At 66.0% G+C, this 16,209-nt stretch carries 12 protein-coding genes; 3 read left to right on the forward strand and 9 right to left on the reverse strand.

All coding sequences use genetic code 11. From position 1 onward, the window contains the following. Window positions 1-52 precede the first annotated feature (52 nt). Together ABWV23_RS00750 and ABWV23_RS00755 are read left to right on the forward strand one after the other, a co-directional pair. Entirely contained in the window at window positions 53-2,515 is a 2,463-nt protein-coding gene (locus tag ABWV23_RS00750; RefSeq protein WP_353343907.1) for a penicillin acylase family protein, read from the forward strand. Continuing rightward, on the forward strand, window positions 2,512-3,711 hold the full coding sequence (locus ABWV23_RS00755) for a cation:proton antiporter (RefSeq protein WP_353343909.1): 1,200 nt from the start codon (window positions 2,512-2,514) through the stop codon (window positions 3,709-3,711). The genes ABWV23_RS00750 and ABWV23_RS00755 overlap by 4 nt, the downstream gene beginning before the upstream one ends. Here ABWV23_RS00755 and hflX read toward each other — a convergent pair. The 4 genes from hflX to trkA all read right to left on the reverse strand — a co-directional run bounded on the left by hflX (window position 3,708) and on the right by trkA (window position 8,262). Continuing rightward, window positions 3,708-4,979, reverse strand: coding sequence for a GTPase HflX (gene hflX, locus ABWV23_RS00760; protein ID WP_353343911.1), 1,272 nt, complete (start codon window positions 4,977-4,979; stop codon window positions 3,708-3,710). The genes ABWV23_RS00755 and hflX overlap by 4 nt on opposite strands. Further along, window positions 4,979-5,218, reverse strand: coding sequence for an RNA chaperone Hfq (gene hfq, locus ABWV23_RS00765; protein ID WP_008204623.1), 240 nt, complete (start codon window positions 5,216-5,218; stop codon window positions 4,979-4,981). The genes hflX and hfq overlap by 1 nt, the downstream gene beginning before the upstream one ends. A gap of 132 nt (window positions 5,219-5,350) precedes the next feature. Beyond that, window positions 5,351-6,883 (reverse strand): TrkH family potassium uptake protein, encoded by a 1,533-nt coding sequence (locus ABWV23_RS00770; protein ID WP_353343913.1) that lies wholly within the window; start codon window positions 6,881-6,883, stop codon window positions 5,351-5,353. Between the two features lie 2 nt (window positions 6,884-6,885). After that, window positions 6,886-8,262, reverse strand: coding sequence for a Trk system potassium transporter TrkA (gene trkA, locus ABWV23_RS00775; protein ID WP_353343915.1), 1,377 nt, complete (start codon window positions 8,260-8,262; stop codon window positions 6,886-6,888). Window positions 8,263-8,360: 98 nt separating this feature from the next. On the opposite strand from trkA, the gene ABWV23_RS00780 reads away from it, so the two are divergent. Continuing rightward, window positions 8,361-8,828 carry a hypothetical protein gene (locus ABWV23_RS00780; protein WP_353343917.1) on the forward strand — a complete coding sequence of 156 codons (468 nt, stop codon included), beginning with the start codon at window positions 8,361-8,363 and terminating at the stop codon, window positions 8,826-8,828. Window positions 8,829-8,840: 12 nt separating this feature from the next. On the opposite strand, the gene ntrX is transcribed toward ABWV23_RS00780, so the two are convergent. The 5 genes from ntrX to dusB all read right to left on the reverse strand — a co-directional run bounded on the left by ntrX (window position 8,841) and on the right by dusB (window position 16,039). Beyond that, window positions 8,841-10,244, reverse strand: coding sequence for a nitrogen assimilation response regulator NtrX (gene ntrX, locus ABWV23_RS00785; protein ID WP_353343919.1), 1,404 nt, complete (start codon window positions 10,242-10,244; stop codon window positions 8,841-8,843). Beyond that, window positions 10,241-12,529: a sensor histidine kinase NtrY-like gene (locus ABWV23_RS00790; RefSeq protein ID WP_353343921.1), complete on the reverse strand. Its 2,289-nt coding sequence runs from the start codon at window positions 12,527-12,529 to the stop codon at window positions 10,241-10,243. Before ABWV23_RS00790 ends, ntrX begins: the two co-directional genes overlap by 4 nt. A 110-nt stretch (window positions 12,530-12,639) precedes the next feature. Then, window positions 12,640-14,010: a response regulator gene (locus ABWV23_RS00795; protein WP_353343923.1), complete on the reverse strand. Its 1,371-nt coding sequence runs from the start codon at window positions 14,008-14,010 to the stop codon at window positions 12,640-12,642. Then, window positions 14,010-15,092, reverse strand: coding sequence for a two-component system sensor histidine kinase NtrB (locus tag ABWV23_RS00800; protein WP_353343925.1), 1,083 nt, complete (start codon window positions 15,090-15,092; stop codon window positions 14,010-14,012). The genes ABWV23_RS00795 and ABWV23_RS00800 overlap by 1 nt, the downstream gene beginning before the upstream one ends. Beyond that, on the reverse strand, window positions 15,089-16,039 hold the full coding sequence (dusB, locus tag ABWV23_RS00805; RefSeq protein WP_502901581.1) for a tRNA dihydrouridine synthase DusB: 951 nt from the start codon (window positions 16,037-16,039) through the stop codon (window positions 15,089-15,091). Before dusB ends, ABWV23_RS00800 begins: the two co-directional genes overlap by 4 nt. Between the last annotated feature and the right edge of the window lie 170 nt (window positions 16,040-16,209).

Below are 16,209 nucleotides of genomic sequence, written 5' to 3' on the forward strand. Positions count from 1 at the left end.
TGGTGCATTCCTCGCCCGGAAAAGCAGGCAGGCGCGGCATGCAGGGGGACGTATGGGGTTGATTTTTCGTTGGTTGCTGCGGATCGCCGCCGGCCTGGTGGTGCTGGTGGTGCTTGCAATCGGGCTTGTCTATTACCTGGCTAACCAATCCCTGCCCGACTATGACCAGACCGAAAAGGTCGCGGGCCTCTCCGCGCCGGTCGAGATCATCCGCGACAACGCCAATGTGCCGCATATCTTCGGTGACAGCGACCCGGACGTGTTTTTCGGCCTTGGGTATGCGCATGCGCAGGACCGGCTCTGGCAGATGACGACCCTGCGCCGGACCGTGCAAGGGCGGCTGTCCGAGGTGTTCGGCGCCCGCACCGTGCGCATCGACCGGCTGTTGCGCCGGCTTGACCTGTACCGCCTGGCGCAGCAATCGGTCTCCGCGCAAGACGACTACACCACCGCCGCGCTCGAGGCTTATTCCGCCGGGGTCAACGCCCGTCTCAACGAGATCAACGATGAGGCACTGGGACGCGGCGCCCCCGAGATGTTCCTGTTCAACGCCCCGGTCGCGCCTTGGCATCCGGCGGATTCGCTGGCGATCATCAAGCTGATGAGCCTGCAACTCTCGGGCCACCTGGAGGAAGAGGTGTTGCGCGCGCGCACCGCGCTGATGCTGGATGACAATGCGCGGCTGCGCGACATCCTGCCCGACGCGCCGGGCACCGGCATCGCCGCGCTGCCGGAATACGCGCAGATGTTCCCAGGCCTGCCGCGCTATGCCCAAGGGACGCCGGTTTCCGACGATCCGCTGTCACCGTTCCCGCGGCGCGGGCTGGCCGGCGCCTCCAACGCCTGGGCCGCCGCACCGTCGCGCTCGGCCTCGGGGGGCACGTTGCTGGCCAATGACCCGCACCTGGGCTTTTCCGCACCCTCGACCTGGTACCTCGCGCGGATCGAGTTGCAAAGCGGCGGCGTGATCGGCGCCACCATCCCGGGGTTCCCGGCGATCCTGAGCGGACGCAGCAGAAAGCTGGGCTGGGGCGTCACCTCGTCCTATCTCGACGATCAGGACGTGTTCATCGAAAAGGTGAACCCGGAGAACACGGATGAATACCTCACCCCGGACGGCTACAAGCGGTTCGAAAGCCGCCCCTCGATCATCAAGATCAAGGATTCCACGCCCATCACCCTGACCCTGCGCTGGACCGAGAACGGACCGGTCCTGCCCGGCAGCCACTACAACCTGGGAACCGTGACGCCGCCCGGCCATGTCGCCGCCCTGGGCTGGACAGCGCTTGACCCGCAGGACACCACCGTGAGCGCGGCGATGGCCCTGATGCGGGCCCAGACGGTGCAAGAGGCGATCGCCGCCGGTGAACGCTATATCGCGCCGTCGCAGAACCTGATGCTGATCGACCGCGAGACCATCGCCCTCAAGACCATCGGCGCGGTGCCCCGGCGCGACCCGCGGCAGCAAAGCAAGGGGCGGCTTCCGGTCCAGGGATGGCGGGCCGAGAACCGCTGGCAGAGTCGACAGCCCTATGCCTCGAATCCGGAGTTCGTCAGCCCGCGCGGCGGGATCCTGGGCAATACCAACAACAAGATACTCGAGCGCCCGTTTCCCAACCACGTCTCCTATCTCTGGGGCGACACCCAGCGCATCAACCGCTGGCAACGGCTGATGCAGGCGCGCCAGGTCCATACCCGCGACAGCTTCATCGAGGCGCAGCTCGACACCGTGAGCTTTACTGCCCGCTCGCTGCTGCCGCTGATCGGGGCCGACCTGTGGTTCACCGGCGAGGCCGCGCCCGATGGCACCCCCGAACGGCAACGGCAGATCGCGCTTTCGCTGCTGGCCGAATGGAACGGCGAGATGAACGAACACCTGCCCGAACCGCTGATTTATGCCGCCTGGCTGCGCGCCCTGCAGACCCGGCTGATCGAGGATGAGCTTGGCCCGCTGGCCGACGAATACAAGCACGTGGACCCGGTGTTCATCGAGCGGGTCTACCGCGACATCGACGGCGCCGGCATCTGGTGCGACGTGCGCCAGAGCGCCCCGCGCGAGACCTGCACCGACATGGCGCGGCTTGCGCTGGACGATGCGCTGGTCTGGATCGGGGAACACTTCGGCGGCGCGCTGGAAAGCCTGCGCTGGGGCGATGCGCACCAGGCCACCCATGATCACCCGGTGCTGGGCGAGGTGCCGGTGCTGCGCTATTTCGTCAACATCCGCCAGTCGACCAGCGGCGGCGACAACACGCTGCAACGCGGCCGCACCTCGGGCGAGGACCCCGATCCGTTCTTGAACGTGCATGGCGCGGGGTATCGCGGGGTCTATGACCTCGCCGATCCGGACAGCTCGGTGTTCATCATATCGACCGGGCAATCAGGGCATTTCCTGTCACGCCACTATGACGACCTGGCCCAGTTGTGGCGGCGCGGCGAGTATATCCCGATGTCGCTGGATGCGGAACTGGCACGCGCCGCCTCGGTCGGGATCACGCGGCTGATCCCGCAATGACACTGGCCCCGCCCGGCGACCTGGCCTCTGCCCTCATGTCCCTGGGGGTGCTGTTCCTGGCCGGGCTGGCCGCCGACGCGCTGGGCCATCGAACCCGGTTGCCACGGGTGACGCTTCTGCTGGGCTGCGGATTGCTGGCCGGAACGACCGGCTTCGACCTGATGCCGGTCCTGCTGACCGAACTCAGCCCGGTGATCTCGATCATCGCGCTGACCATGGTGGCCTTTCTGCTGGGCGGCGAACTGTCACTGAAGGCGCTGCGCGCCAATGGCAAGGCGATCGTGCTGATCTCGCTCTCCATCGTGCTGGTGACCTTGCCATTGGTGGCGGCGGGCCTCTGGCTGGTCGGGTTGCCGTTGGCGGCGGCGCTGGTGCTGGGGGCGCTGGCCACGGCCACCGATCCGGCCGCCACTTATGACGTGATCCACCAGACCGGGGTGGAAAACCGCTTTACCCATACGCTCAAGGGCATCGTCGCAATCGACGACGCCTGGGGGCTGATCGTGTTCAGCCTGGTCATCGTGCTGGCCCGCGCGCTGGACGGGGGCGAATGGTCCTTCGTGGTGTTGCAACTGTCGTTGGTCGAAGTGGCCGGTTCTCTCCTGCTGGGGCTGGCGATCGGGGTGCCCGCCGCACTGCTGACCGGGCGGCTGTCCAAGGGCGAGCCGCTGCGGATCGAGGCGCTGGGGCTGGTCTTTGTCACCGCCGGTCTCGCGATCTGGCTCGAGCTGTCCTATCTGATCGCGGGGATGACGGTGGGCACGGTGATCGTCAACCTGGCCCGCCACCACACCCGCGCCTTTCACGAGATCGAACACCTGCAATGGCCGTTCATGATCATGTTCTTCATTTTTGCCGGCGCCTCGCTGGACGCCGAGGGCTTGCTGCTGGTCGGCCCCGCGGGGCTGGCCTATGCGGTGCTGCGGATCGCCGCGCGCATGTTGGGCGGCTGGCTGGGCGCATCGCTGGCCGGGGAACCGGTACGGGAGCGCAAATGGTATGGCCCTGCCCTGTTGCCGCAGGCCGGCGTCGCCATCGGCATGGCGCTGATCGCGGCCGAGCTGTTTCCCGCTTACGGGTCAACGATCATGGCGATGGCGGTAGGCACGACCATCGCCTTTGAGCTGATCGGACCGCTGGCCGCGTCAGTGACCCTGGGCCGGCTCGCAAGGAAGGCGGACGCCGACGAGGGTTAAAGCGCGCCGTACTGCGCCTCTTGCCGGGCGGTCCAGTAGACCGTGAGGTCGAACCCCTCTTCGGTCTGCTGTTCTTCCTGCACCACGTCCTGCGCGAAAAGCCAGGCCCGTTTGCGCCCCTCGGAGAACCCCAGGTGCAGCCGGGTCTCATGCCGCGCGCCCTGCAAGGTCTGCGCGATCGCGACGAGCAGCGGCTCCATCCCCTCGCCGGTCTGGGCGGACAGGGCGAAGGTGGTGTCACTGCGCGCCGCGCGGGCCTGTACCGCCTCGCGCTCGGCTGGGTCCAGCTGGTCGATCTTGTTCCAGACCTCCAGCCTCGGGCGCGCATCGGTCACGCCAAGCGACGCGAGGATCGTCTCGACGTCCCGTGCCTGTTCCTCGGTACCGGCGTGGCTGATGTCGCGCACATGCACGATCAGGTCGGCGGCCAGCACCTCTTCCAGCGTGGCGCGGAAGGCGGCGACCAGTTCGGTCGGCAGGTCCGAGATGAACCCCACGGTATCGGAAAGGATCACCTCCGGCCCGTCCGGAAGCTGGACCCGCCGCATGGTCGGATCGAGGGTGGCGAACAGCATGTCCTTGGCCATGACCTCGGCGCCGGTCAACCGGTTGAACAGGGTCGATTTTCCGGCGTTGGTATAGCCCACCAGCGCCACGATCGGATAGGGCACCTTGGCGCGCGCCTTGCGGTGCAGCTCACGGGTTTTCACCACCTTGTCGAGTTGCCGGCGCAACCGCACCAACTGATCGTCGATGGCGCGGCGGTCCGCCTCGATCTGGGTCTCGCCGGGTCCGCCGACGAACCCGAGTCCGCCGCGCTGACGCTCCAGGTGGGTCCAGGCGCGGACCAGCCGGGTGCGTTGATAGGACAGCGCGGCCATCTCGACCTGCAGCACACCCTCCCGGGTGCGGGCGCGATCGCTGAAGATTTCCAGGATCAACCCGGTCCGGTCGAGGATCTTGACGCCCCAGTCCTTTTCGAGATTGCGCTGCTGCACCGGGCTGACCGGCCCGTCGATCAGAACCAGCTCGACCTCGTTGGCCTCGAACCTGGCGCCGAGTTCCTCGATCTTTCCGGAGCCGAACAGGTGGCCGGGCTGGGCGCGTGGCAGGCGCACCACCTCGCCGCCGGCGACCTCAAGGCCCGGCAGCGCCGCCGCAAGCGCGACAGCCTCCTCCAGCGCCGGTCCCGGATCCCGGCGGTCTGCATCGGATTTGATGTCAGGATGCAGCACCCAAGCGCGGGTGGCTTCCGTCTCGTGGTCCATCAAGAGGCGTCTTCGCCCTCGTACAGGCTGATCGGTTGGGCCGGCATGATGGTCGAGATCGCATGCTTGTAGACAAGCTGTGACTGGCCGTCGCGGCGCAGCAGCACGCAGAAATTGTCAAACCAGGTGATGACGCCCTGCAATTTGACGCCGTTGATCAGAAAAATCGTGACCGGAACCTTGGTTTTTCTGACGTGGTTCAGGAACGCGTCCTGCAGGTTCTGTCTGTCCGAAGCCATTTGTTGAAATCTCGCCTTTGTTCTTGCCACGCGCTGCGGACCAACGCGCCCGTTCCGAAGGAGTATGAAGCGAGGTTCGGGGAGTTTCCAGCCGAAAACGTACAAATACGCGGCCAGTTTTCCCCCAAGGGATCAATTCCGCCACAGATCCGGGGTGATCAGCGCAATGATCGCGAGGGTTTCGAGCCGGCCCAAAACCATTGTTGCGCAGAGCACCACCTTGGCCAGCCCGCCCAGTTCGGCCAGCCGGATCGGCGTGTCGGCGGCCACGTCGATCAGCGGCCCGGTGGTCGAGAGCGCGGCGATGCTCAGCACGATGGCTTGGTCGAAACTCAGCCCCAGCGCCGAGAGCACCACGCAGACCAGCGTCAGCGTCAGCGCGAACATCATGAAGAAAATCCAGGCGATGAAGGCGCCGTTCTTCTGGATCCGTCGGTTGTAGCGTCCTTCGCCGCTGACCGAACTGGGGTGAACCAGCCGCTCCATCTCGCGCAACCCGTTGAGGTAGAGCGCATAGACCCGCAACAGCTTGACCCCACCGGCCGTCGTGGCGACGCCGCCGCCGATCACCGACAGCCCCAACAGGATCAGGCCCGGTGTGTTCAGCCCCGACCATTGCCCGGCCTCGTCCCAGAACACGCTTTCGAACCCGGTGGTGGTCAGGAACGACATCACCGTGAACATCGCCCCCCACCAGGCTTCGAGGGCCAACAACGGATGCCCGTCGCTGCTCACGTCCAGCGCGGCCAGCCAGTGCCGCAGGAACAGCAGCAACGGAATGCCCAGGATGATCAGCAGCCCGGTGCGGAACTCCGGGTCGGTGGCGAGGTTGGCGCGCTTGACCGTCGCGGTATCGGTCGAAAAGGTCAGGCGGGACAGGGCGAAGAACATGAACAGGAACAGGATCGCCTCGCCCCAGATTCCGCTGGCCGCGCCGGACAATCCGCCGACCGGCGAGATCCCCGAGGTCGCCATCACCGACATCGCGTGACACAGCGCGGTGAGCCCGGTTTCCCCCGAGATCAGCAGCATGACCCAGACCACCACCGTCAGCCCGGCATAGACCGGCGTCAGGGTGGCCGTTATCCGGACCAGCCTGCGGCGCGGATCGACCCCGGCCAGCGCGTTGGGCGTCGCCGCGGCGCGGCCCGGCTGTCCCCGCGCGGTCACTTCGAAGCCGCCCAGCGACAGCGGTGCCAGGATGGCCGAGGCGGCAATCCACATCACCAGCCCCCCCATCCAGCCGACCTGCGCCCGCCACAAGTGCAATGCACCGTCAAGCCGCGCCGGATCTTCAAACAGGTTGGCGCCGGTGGTGGTAATCGCGCTGACCATGTCGAAATAGGCGTTCAGATAGGTGGTGGTCTGCAGGGCCTCATAGAACGGCAGCGCCAGGAAAAGCGGCAACAGGGCAAAGGTCCCCAGCAGTGCCAGCAATTGCCCCAGGCTGCCGTGGCGCGGTCCCCCGCGCCCCAGTGCCAGTGCGATCAAGGTGACCCCGACGAGACCGAGCAACCCGGCAAAGAAGAAGTTCTGCGACACCAGGTGGTTCTTGCGGATCTCGGCATGGATCGCGGGCACCCACATCGACAGCGCCGCGATCCCCCAGATCATCAGGAACAACGGCAACCGCATCACGAGCCCGGGTTTGCTGCGCGTCGCCATGGTCAGAAGAAGTCGATCGAGACCTGCAGCAGCCGCTCGACCTCGGGCACGTCGGCGGCCATGGCAAAGATCGCCACCACGTCGCCCTCCTCGATCCGCAGCTCGCCGGCCGGGCGCAGCACCTTGTCGCCCTTGCCGACCGCACCGACCAGCACCCCCTCGGGAAAGTCGATATCGCCCAGCTTCTGTCCCGCCATCGGCGAGGTCGACAACACCTCGGCCTCGATCATCTCGGCCTCGGCGTCCCCGATGGAATAGACCTGACGCACCCGCCCGTGGCGGATATGGCGCAGGATCGAGCTGACGGTGGTGGCGCGCGGGTTGATATAGGCGTCGATGCCCAGCGGCTCCATCAGCGGCACCAGCGTCGGATCGTTGATCAGCGCGATCGCCAGCGGACAGCCCTCGGCCTTGGCGCGGACCGCCGACAGCATGTTGGTCTTGTCGTCGTCGGTGATCGCCAGCATGGCGTCGGCGCGTTCGATCCCGGCCTCCTTGAGCAGGCCCGAATCCAGCCCGTCGCCGTTGAGCACGATGGTGCGTTCCAGCGCCTCGGCCGCTCGCTCGGCCTGGGCACGGTTGCGCTCGATCACCTTGACGCGGGTCCGGGTCCGGCGTTTTTCAAGCGCGTGCGCCACCTCCAGCCCGACGTTGCCCCCCCCGACGATGACCACCCGGTTCTGGGTTTTCTGGGTCTTGCCGAACACCTCGAGCGTTCGGTCCACGTCCTCGACATGGGAAAAGACGTAACAACTGTCGCCGATGAACAGCTGGTCGTCCGGCTCGGGCGCGAACAGGGTGCCGTCGCGCCGCACCCCGACGACGATCGCCCGAAGGGTCGAGAACAGGTCGGTCAACTGGCGCAGCGGCGTGTTCACGATCGGGCAGTTTTCATCCACCATCACGCCCAGCAACTGTGCCCGCCCGTCCATGAAGGTCTCGGTATCGAAGGCCGCGGGCGCCGAGAGGCGCTGCATCGCGGCGGCGGCCACCTCGCGCTCGGGGCTGATCACCACGTCGATGGGCATGTGTTCGCGACGATACAGGTCGGAGTAAATCGCGGTCAGGTAGGATTGCGCCCTGAGCCGGGCGACCTTGCGCTGGATCGAGAACACCGAATGGGCTACCTGGCAGGTGACCATGTTGACCTCGTCCGAATGGGTGGCGGCGATCAGCATGTCAGCGTCGCGCGCGCCGGCCCGGTCAAGCACGTCCGGGTAGCTGGCAAATCCGGCAATGCCCTGCACGTCCAGCGCTTCCGTGGCCCGGCGAACCAGGTCGGGGTTGTTGTCCACGACCGTGACGTCGTTGTGTTCCCCCGATAGGTGGCGGGCGATCTGCCAACCCACCTGCCCCGCACCGCAAATGATGACTTTCATCTATAATGCTTCCCTGCCGACAGGGGTTTTGAATGACAGATGCCCCCGGAACGGTCAATTCAATTGTACCGCTTCCCACTCTGCGGCATTCTAATGCCATGAGACCTGCTGCACGCCTGATCTGTTCCGCCCTGTTCCTCGTCGGTTGCGCGCCGATGTCGCTGTATTATCAACCCGGCGTTTCTGTGGCGCGGATGCAGGACGACACCACCCGATGCGAGGTTCGCGCGCTGCGCGAAGCGCCGGTGGCCACCCAGATCCGCCAGTCTCCGCCGACCTTCGTGCCGGGGCGGCGCATCTGCAACCCGAAAGGCGAATGCCACGTCCGGCCGGGGCATTGGGTCGACGGGCCGATCTATACCGTCGACGTGAACGCGGGACTGCGCGCGCGGGTGACCCAGCTTTGCATGAGTGAAAAGGGCTATGACCCGGTGACCCTGCCGCTGTGCCCGGCCGAGGTGCGACAGGCAACGCCGCCGGGGGTGACACGGGTGCTGCCGCGTCTGACCGAGGGTGCCTGCGTGATCCGCAACGACGACGGCAGTTGGCAGATCGTCGCCCGCTGAGGGGCTGGCCCGCTACTCTGCCGCCTCGTCGACCCGCGCCACCCGCGCGCCGGATTTCTGCGAGGTGACCACGCCCAGCGATTTCAGTTTCCGGTGCAGGGCGCTGCGCTCCATGCCGACGAAACTGGCGGTGCGGCTGATGTTGCCGCCGAACCGGTTGATCTGGGTCAGCAGGTATTCGCGCTCGAAGGCTTCGCGCGCCTCGCGCAGCGGCAGCGTGGCCAGCGCGCCCGACAGCACGACGCGGCCATCGTCGGCGGGTTTGTCATCGTCGCCGGGAAGCTCGCTCGCCTCGATCGGGCCGGTTCCATCGCCGAGGATCAACACCCGTTCGATCAGGTTCTTGAGTTGCCGCACGTTGCCGGGCCAGACCATGGTCTGCATCAGCGCGATCGCCTCCTCGGTGAGTTCGCGGCGGGGCAGCCCCTGGCTGGCATGACAGCTCTCGATGAAATGCGCCGCCAGCACCGGGATGTCCTCGCGGCGGTCCTCCAGCGAGGGCACCGCAATCGGAACCACGTTGAGCCGGTGGAACAGTTCCTGGCGAAAGCGGCCCTCGTCGATTTCCTCTTCGAGGTTGCGGTTTGTGCTGGATATCACCCGCAGGTCGACCCGGACCTTATCGGTGCCGCCGACCCTCTGGAACTGCTGGTCCACCAGGACTCGCAGGATCTTGGACTGGGTGCCCTGGGGCATGTCCGCGACCTCGTCGAAGAAGATCACGCCGCCATGGGCCTCTTCCAGCAGACCGGGTTCGACTCCGCGCTCCGCGGTCTCGCGCCCGAACAGCACCTCTTCCATGCGCTCGGGCGCGATCGAGGCGCAGTTGACGCTGACAAAGGGGGCATTGGCGCGGCTGGAATTGGCGTGGATATAGCGCGCGGCGATCTCCTTGCCGGAGCCGGCCGGCCCGCTCAGCATCACCCGCCCGTTCGACTTGGTCACCTTGTCGAGCTGGCCCTGCAGGGTGCGGAAGGCGGCACTTTGACCGATCATCTCGGCGCTGGTCACCTCGCGGCGTTTCAGCGCGCTGTTCTCGCGCCGCAGGCGCGAGGTTTCCATCGCCCGGCGGATTACCACCATCAACTGGTCGATGTTGAACGGTTTCTCGATGAAATCATAGGCGCCCTGCTTGATCGCCGCGACCGCGATCTCGATGTTGCCATGCCCGGAGATGATCACCACCGGCACGTCCGGGTTGTCGCGCTTGACCGTCTTGAGGATGTCGATCCCGTCCATCCGGCTGTCCTTGAGCCAGATGTCGAGGATCAGAAGCGCCGGCGCCTCGGTGTTGATCGCCGCCATGCACTCGTCGGAATTGCCGGCCCGCCGGGTGGCAAACCCCTCGTCCTCGAGAATATCGGAGATCAGTTCGCGGATGTCGCGTTCGTCGTCAACAATCAGAATATCACTCATGTCATACCTGCTATAAACTTTTGTTTTCTGTTCGGCGGGCGCGTCTGGGCGGATCCGGCGGTGGCCATCGCCGCCGGAAGGCGGATCACGGCCATGGCACCGAAATGGACCTGCCCCTCGAAGACCGGCGCATCCTGCAGTGTCAGGTTGCCGCCATGTTCCTCGATGATCTTCTTGACGATGGGCAGGCCCAGTCCGGTGCCCTCGTCCCGGGTGGTGACGTAGGGTTCGAACAGCCGCGCGCGATCCTCGGGCAGGCCGATTCCGTTGTCGGCGATGGTGATCTCGCTGCCCTCTTGCGTTTGCGCCAGACGGACGCGGATTTCCGGCGCGAACCCCTCGGGCGCACCGCGCTTTTCAAGGCTTTCGATCGCCTCGCCGGCGTTCTTGATCAGGTTGGTCAGGGCCTGCGACAGCATGGTCGCGTCCACCTCGGACATGACCGGCCCCTCGGGAAGGTCGGACTTGAGCGCGACATCGGGTTGCCCGGTTCGCTGCAACAGGACCGCATCGGCCACCAGTTTCACCAAGTCCTCGCTGTGCCGTTCCGGCTCGGGCATGCGGGCGAACTTGGAGAACTCGTTGACGATACGGTGCAAATCGTTGGTCTGGCGCACGATCACGTCGGTCATGGATTCGAGCGCGTCGCTGTCCTCCTCGCCCAACCGGGGGGCGAACTTGCGCTTGATCCGCTCGGCGCTGAGCTTGATCGGAGTCAGCGGGTTCTTGATCTCATGGGCGATGCGCCGGGCGACGTCGCCCCAAGCGGCCAGGCGTTGGGCGCTGACCAGATCGGTCACGTCGTCGAAGGCGACCACATAGCCCTCCAGCCCGCCATCCTCGCCCGAGCGAGTCGCAAGGCGGACCAGAAGGTGCTCCAGCCGACCCTCCCGCGATACCTTGACCTCGCCCTGCGCAGTGCCCGTTCTGGAGACCTTCACACTGTCGAACAGCGGCCCGAACTCGGGCACCGCCACCTCCAGCGCCAGCGCGGTTTCGCCGCCCGACCATCCCAGCAGCCGCTCGGCGGACCGGTTGACGAAGGTCACCCGCCCCTCCGGGTCAAGGCCGACAACGCCCGAGGTCACCGAACTGAGCACGGAATCGAACAGCCGCCGTCGCGCTTCGATCTGGCGCGTATTGTCCAACAGGGTCTGGCGCTGGCCCTTCAACTGGCGCGTCATCTGGTTGAAGTAGCGGCCCAGCATGGCGATCTCGTCGTCGCCCTCTTCCTCGACCACCTGGACGTCGAGGTCGCCGGTTCCCACCCGTTGCGCCGCGGTCGTCAGCCGCCCCACCGGACGCGACAGCCGTTCGGCGAACCACAGGCCCAGCCAGACCGCCGCAAGGATCAGGATCACCGCGAAGCCGATATAAAGCAGCCCGAATTCGAATAGGACCCGGCCCCGGTCGCTCTCGAGTTGTTGATAGAGGACCACGGTCTGCTTGGTGTCGTCGAGAAGGTTCAGGATCCCGCCATCGACTTCGCGGCTGACATAAAGGAACCGGTCGACAAAGGCATTCAGCCGCACCAGCGCCCGAAACTCGTTGTTGTCCCAGTCCTGGATGATCACCATCCCGGTCTTGCTGGCCTCGGCGATCTGTTCGTCGGTGGGCCGGTCGAAATCGAAAAGGTAGGACCGTTCTCCGCGCGCCCGGATCTCTCCGGTGCCGTCGATCACATAGGCCTCTCGCAGCCCGCGCTGGATCTGGCCCTGTCCCTGCGCCAACATCTGCCGCAACTCGGCATCGTTGATGAAAAAGGCCACCGCGCGGCTTTTGTCGAGGAAACGGGCCAGCGCGCGGGCGTCTTCCTCCAGATCCTCTCGGTGTTCCTGTTCATAGGCCTCCGCCGCCGAGAGCGAGGTGCCGACCACCTGCCGCACCCGGTCCGAGAACCAGCCCTCCAGCCCGATATTCAGGGTCAGCATCGCAAAGACCGCGACGATCACGGTCGGCAGCAGCGCCAGGAAGGTGAAAACACCGATCAGCCGCAGGTGCAGGCGGGAACCCGCCGATTTCGCCCGTCGCGCCGCGATCAGCCGGCCAAGCTGGCCCAGAACCAGGGCCGCAACCACCAGAACATAGACGAGATCGGCCAGCAGGATGACCCGCAGCCCCGGCGCCGAGGCATTCAGATCGAACGGCCCCAGCACCATGAAAGTGGCCAGCGCCAGCGCTGGACCCAGCAACACCAGCCCAAGCGTGCCGATATTGCGGGCGCGCCGTGTGCGCCGCCACCTGTTTACTGCTGGAAACAGCCCGTATTGTGACCGGCTTGTCACCTGCTGCCCTCATCAATGTGTGCCGCTTGCGCGGCTGACCGCCAAATGTCGTGGTCTATTCCGGCGCCAAATCAGTACTGGCACCGGACCGCCACGGTTCTGTGGCCTTTTTACATCAATTTGCGGCGGCGTGTCACCTCTATATCGAGATCGGTGATCTTCTTGCGCAGGGTATTGCGGTTAATTCCCAGTAATTCCGCACATTTTGCCTGGTTTCCGCCGGTCGCCTCGAGGGCGATCTCGATCAGCGGCATTTCGACCTCGCGCAGGATTCGCGCATAGAGCCCCGGCGGCGGCAGCATGTCGCCATGCAGATCGAAATAGCGTTGCAGGTGACGGGCGACCGAGGCGCTCAGCTTTTCCGACCCGCCGTTGTCCAGCACCGGCTCCATCTCGGGTTGGCGGCCCAGCACTGCCTCGACCTCCGAGCGGGAGATTTCCTCGGCCCGCCCGGTCAGGACCAGCCGCCGCACCGCGTTTTCCAGTTGGCGCACGTTGCCGGGCCAGGAATAGGCCCGCACCAGCGCCTCGGCCTCTTCGCCGAGATAGCGTTTCGGCGCCCCGTCGCGTTCGGTCCGGGTGAGGAAGTGTTCGGCCAGGAGCGGGATGTCATCGACCCGTTCGCGCAGCGCCGGCACGTGGATGTTGGTGCCGCTCAGCCGGTAATAAAGATCCTGGCGCAGCCGTCCCTCTTCCATCGCCTTGGTCGCATTGCCCTGGCTGGTGGCCATGAAGCGCGGCACGTGATCGCCGGGCGCGTCCATCATCCGCACGATACGCGCCTGCACCTCTTCCTCCAGGTCGCCGATCTCGTCGACCAGGAGCGTGCCGCCCTTGACCCGCGCCAGCACGCGCGCCGGGCCTTCAAGTTCTTGCAGGTCGGCGCCCGAGACGGTCACGAAGGGCAGCGTGCGCCGGTCCGAGAAATCATGGATCGCCCGCGCGATCAGCGATTTCCCGGTGCCGCTCTCGCCGGTGATCAGCACCGGCAGATCGGTGTTCATGACCCGCGCCACCAGGCGATAGAGCGCCTGCATCGCCGGGGTCCGCCCGACCAGGGGCAATTCGTCGGGGCGATCGGCCTCTTCCGGCTGGTCCTGTTCGGAGGGCGCGCGCCGCTTTTGTTCCAGCGCGCGGGCGGTCCGCTTCATCAGGTCGGGCAGATCGAAGGGCTTGGGCAGGTAGTCATAGGCTTCGGCCTCGGCCGCCTGGATCGCCGTCATGATGGTGTTCTGCGCCGAGATCACGATCACCGGAAGACCGGGACGATCCTGCGAGATCTTGGGCAGCATCTCCAACCCGTTGCCGTCGGGCATGACCACGTCGGAAATCACCACGTCACCCTTGCCCTCTCCGACCCAGCGCATCAGCGTGGTCAGCGAGCTGGTCGCATGTACCTTGCACCCGGCGCGCGTCAGCGCCTGGGTCAGGACCGTTCGGATCGTGCGGTCGTCATCTGCGACCAGAACCGTGCCATCCATCAACCGTTCTCCTTGCTATCTTGGTCGCGCGGCACCCGGGCCAGCGACAAGCGAAATACCGTGCGTCCGGGCACAGAGGTCACGGAAATCCATCCGCCATGGTCAGAGACGATCTTGCTGACCAGCGCCAGCCCGAGTCCGGTGCCGTTCTCACGCCCGGACACGAAGGGGTCGAAGATGTCGCCCCGGATATCCTCGGGCAGGCCGGGACCGTCGTCTATGATCTCGACCTGCAGCGGCAGCGACCGGCCCGAACCGTCGGCCCGCCGCAGCCGGAAGGAATGTTCGAAATAGGTATGCAGCCGGATCGTCCCGCCCCTGGTATCGGCCGCCTCGGAGGCGTTCTTGACCAGGTTCAGCACCACTTGCAGCAACTGGTCCGGATCGCCCCAGGCCAGCGGCAGCGAGGGATCGTAATCCTCGATGATCTTCATGTGCGCGCCGAATCCCAGCAGCGCCGAGCGGCGCGCGCGATCCAGCACGTCGTGGATGTTCACCGGTTTCATGTCCGGCGGGCTGAGATTGCCGAACTGTTCGACCTGCTCCAGCAGCTTCACGATCCGGCGACTCTCGGCGACGATCAGATCGGTCAGCTCGAGATCCTCCTGGCTGAGGTTCATGCTCAGCAGTTGCGCCGCCCCGGTGATCCCGGCCAGCGGGTTCTTGATCTCATGCGCCAGCATCTCGGCCATGCCGATTGCCGATTGCGCCGCCGAATGCACCGAATGGTTGCGGGTCATCCGTGCGGCCAGTTCCCGTGGCGAGATCATCATGATCATCTGCCCCGGATGGCCCGATAGCGGCGCGATCTGCAGCCCGCATTGCAAAGGCGCGCGGTTGCCGGTGCCGACGTCGATATCGTTGACGAAAAGCGGTGTTCCCTTGTCCCGGGCGCGGGCAAAGGCATCCTCGATCGGCGCATCGATGGCGACCTGGTCCCAGACCGGCGTGCCGACCACCGATTTGCTCGAGGCGTTGAAGAACCCCTCGGCGGCGGTGTTGACGTCAAGGATGCGGTCGTCCTCCCCGATCAGGATGGCAGGCACCGGGAGCGAGCTCCAGATCGTTTGGTCGGAGGTCATGCCGCCACCTTTGCCGTTGTGGCGGGCGGGGTCAGCGCCTCGGGCAACAGCTGCAGCACCGCCGCCGGATCGCGCGCGGTCAGCACCGCGCGGCGCAGGCCGGGCCCAGTTCCGACCTCGTCCATGTACCAACCCAGATGCTTGCGCGCCACGCGCAGCCCAAGGTCTGCGCCGTAGAACCCGAGCATCGCCTCGTAGTGACCGGCGACCAGATCCGCCAAGGCGGCCCCCCGGGGCACCTGAGGCGCGGGTGTCCCCCAGATGTCATGGGCGATCTCGGCCAGCAGCCAGGGCCGGCCCTGCACGCCGCGTCCGACCATCACCCCATCGGCGCCGGACTGGGCCAGCGCACGCCGCGCGTCGGCCGGGCCGCGGATATCCCCGTTGGCCAGAACCGGGATGTCGACGGAGTGTTTCACCTCGGCGATCGCGGCCCAATCGGCGACACCCTTGTAAAACTGGCACCGGGTGCGGCCATGGATGGTGATCATCACAACCCCTGCCGCCTCGGCGCGCCGGGCCAGCTCGGGGGCGTTGCGCATGTCGTCGTCCCATCCCAGCCGCGTCTTGAGCGTCACCGGAACGTCGACCGCGCCGACGACGGCCTCGATCAGCGTCAGCGCATGGTCGATATCCTTCATCAGGGCCGAGCCGCTGGCCCCTGCCCCGCTGGCGCTGGTGACCTTCTTGGCCGGACAGCCCATGTTGATGTCGATCATCGCCGCGCCCCGGTCGGCGACCTGGCGGGCCGCCTCGGCCATCCAATGCGCCTCGCGCCCGGCCAGTTGCACTGCGGTGTTCTCCACGTCCATGCCCAGTTCGGCCCGTTCGCGCACGCCGGGCTTGGCCTGAACCATTTCCTGGCTTGCGACCATCTCGCTCACCACCAACCCGGCGCCGAACCGGCGGACCAGATCGCGAAAGGGCCGGTCGGTGATTCCGGCCATCGGCGCCAGGGCCACCGGAGGCGTCAGCGCCAGAGTTTTCAGATGAATGGTCAAACGCCCAATCCTTGTGCAGTTAACGACTATCTAGGGAAATTCGGTCCGGTTAACAATCAAACGCGCGCCCTCAAAGCCCAACAAAACACCACATGCCTATTTTTTACGCACACATT

This window comes from Aquicoccus sp. SU-CL01552 (assembly GCF_040365005.1).
Taxonomy (GTDB): Bacteria; Pseudomonadota; Alphaproteobacteria; order Rhodobacterales; family Rhodobacteraceae; genus Antarcticimicrobium.